A 2,931-nucleotide genomic window follows, 5' to 3' on the forward strand; every position below is an offset into this window, starting at 1 on the left:
ATTTTAGTCACAGGGAAACCGGGTACAGGGAAAACCTCCCTAGCCTACGCAATCGCCTACGAATTAGACTTAGGAGAAGTATTAGTCTGGCCAATTAATACCCGCACCACCCTACAAGAGGGATTATACTACTACGACGCGATCGCACGTTTGCAAGATTACCAATTAGAAGAAAAAAAAGACATAGGGCAGTATATCCGCTTGGGTCCCTTGGGGACAGCCCTCTGTCCGAGAAATTATCCCCGGGTACTGCTTATCGATGAGATAGATAAAAGTGACATCGACTTACCCAACGACCTCTTAAACCTTTTTGAAGAGGGAAAATTTGAAATCACCGAACTTTCCCGACTCGCTAAAGATACCGAAAACCAACCAATACCAGTACAAACCCATGACGGTGAATGGGAATCCATCCCCCAAGGTAAGGTAAGCTGCCAACAGTTCCCCATAGTGATTATGACGAGCAACGGCGAGAGGGATTTTCCCCTACCCTTTAAACGTAGATGTCTGCTCTTAGAAATTCCCGACCCCACCCCAGAGGAACTAAAAAAGATAGTAAAAAGCCATTTTGATTATAAAGAGGCCAGTCCAGAAAGTAGAAAAATAGAAGCAGCGATCGCAGAATATGTTAAAAAACGAGAAAAAGGGCAACTAGCAACGGACCAGCTTTTAAACGCCGTCTTTATGAGCATGGGCCAAGATAAACCCACGGGTGCAGAATTAAAGTCCCTTATCGACCTACTATTTACCTATCTCACCGACACAGGCAATACATGACCCAAACCCTTCCCACACCAGAACTGATTGATAAATTTATCACCTTTGTCAAGGGCAGGGGATGGGACCTAGACAGTTACCAGATAGCTGATAGTTTATGGTGGTATGTTCTCACCCAAGAAGAGGAAGGAAAACCCCAAACCCCTACAGAGCCTAGGGAAGAAAAGGAAGAAACCCCGACCGCTAAAAACCCCCCCCAGGAGAGTAAAAACGAAACCCAAGAGCCAGCAGCCCCATCGGATGAAGTTCGCTTAATACGCGAGACAGAAGCACAAAAACAGCCTGAGAAGATAGGCGCAGATACCCTACCCATTAGCATCCCCGATGCCAAATTCTGGCGAGAAACCCTAAAATTAGGGCGGGCAGTGCGTCCCCTCATCCAAAAGATAGACTCAGCCACCCAAAGACAAATAAACCTAAACAGCACCGTACAGAAATCGGCCGAGTATAGCATCGGCAAGAAAGATGGCAGTTTAGCCCTAATACCCGTTTACCAAGCCAAAAAAGTCCGTTCCCTAGAGGTAGTTTTACTGATTGAAGAATGGGCCTCCATGGTCTTTTGGAAAGAAATGGCCGGGGAAATCCGCGATTGGCTAGAACAAATCGGGGCCTTTCGGGATGTCAAACTTTACCGCATAGGATGGGACGAAGACAGGCAAAATTTAGCCATCCGTACCTACTCTAACGATACTTGCTCAATTCACCCAAAAGATCTCATCCATCCTCGCGGCGAAAGACTTATCCTCTTCTACAGTGATTGTACTTCCCCAGACTGGTATCAAGGACGCTATAACCAAGCTCTTCAGGACTGGGGAAAACACCAAATCGTCACCCTGCTTTCTCCCTTCCCGGAAGCAATGTGGGAAAGAACCGCCCTTAGTCGAGGTTGGTTCGTCTCCCTAGTCAACCAAACCCCCCGAAAACCTTCACAAAACTGGAGATTTACCTCTATCCCCCTGCTGCTACAAATTGAGAAGGAAGAGGAAAATCAACATATTCTCAGAGAAACAATCCAAAAAACCTACTTTCCCCTACCCACCATCTCCCTAACCCCTTCATCCTTAAAAGCTTGGGCGCTCGTTGTCAGTGGTGACAGCAACGCCACCTGTGCGGGGGTACTACTAGAAAAATCCCCCCAAAACAGAGAAATACCCGCAACTATTTCTCCGGAGATGTCTGGGAAGCAAGCTCTAGAACTATTCGCTAGTACCGCCTCACCTCTAGCTTGGGAATTACTGAAAAAATTAGCCGCAGCCCCGGTAAATCTTCCCATCATCCGTCTTATTCAAAGCAAACTTTTAAGCGCCTCTAACCCCCTAAACATAGCAGAAGTCATTCTTAGCGGTTTTCTTAAAGTCTATCTAGGAGGGGAACCAGTGAAGTGGGACAAAGGAGGTAAATTTAACTTTCATACTCCCCCCAACAGCCTAGATTTTGAATTTGATGATGAGGTGAGAGAGCTTCTGCTCACTGAACTAGGGAATAGCCGCGCCTTAGAAGTAATTTTTGTCCTCTCGGAATACATCGCCCAAAAACTTAACCTGAGTACCACCACCTTTTTTGGTCTTATTCTTACCAATCCCCAAGTTCTCCTCGGCAAAGAAGCAGCTAATCTAGTTCGCGCCTTTGCCAAGGTGTCTGCTAAGGTTTTCCAAAAGCTAGGGGAAGCAAAGTACCAAGAAATTAGCCAAAAGCTGCAATCTATGGTTGACTCACCTCCACCCCTACCGGTTGAGGAAAAGTGGCTGAGGAAATATAAAACCGTAACCATAGCTAAGGTAAAAGAGCTTACGCGAGGAGAGGAAATATTGTTTCAACTGCTCAAGGATAGACTTAAGGATTTCAGCGTAGAAGATGGGGAACTGTATCAGCGTCTTCGTTTAACCCCTGAGCAGCTTAAATTTTTGGCAAGCGAAGAAATAACCGCCGAGACAATGCCAGTCCAGTTTAGGGAAGTCTTGGATAACACAGAAGAAGAAATCATCACCGAGAAATTTAACCTAACCCTGTTTAAGTCTGAAACCGTTTTTGTGGATGAGACGGGACAAATTACCGCCAAAGAACCCGTGAGAGCCTTCTACTTTGAAGAAAATCCCCCCAGCTTAAAAATGCTCTATATTCCTTCGGGGGAGTTTTGGATGGGAACCGAAGCGG

At 46.1% G+C, this 2,931-nt stretch carries 2 protein-coding genes; both read left to right on the forward strand.

The features are described 5' to 3' along the window. Positions 1-777: AAA family ATPase (locus PX484_RS09370; protein WP_288103590.1), on the forward strand; the 777-nt coding region annotated here is incomplete at its 5' end. After that, positions 774-2,931, forward strand: a 2,158-nt coding sequence (locus PX484_RS09375) for an SAV_2336 N-terminal domain-related protein (protein WP_288103592.1), incomplete at its 3' end; no start/stop codon positions are given. The genes PX484_RS09370 and PX484_RS09375, both read left to right, overlap by 4 nt.

The sequence above is a fragment of the Microcystis sp. M49636_WE2 genome, assembly GCF_030065375.1.
GTDB classification, from domain to species: Bacteria; Cyanobacteriota; Cyanobacteriia; order Cyanobacteriales; family Microcystaceae; genus Microcystis; species Microcystis aeruginosa_C.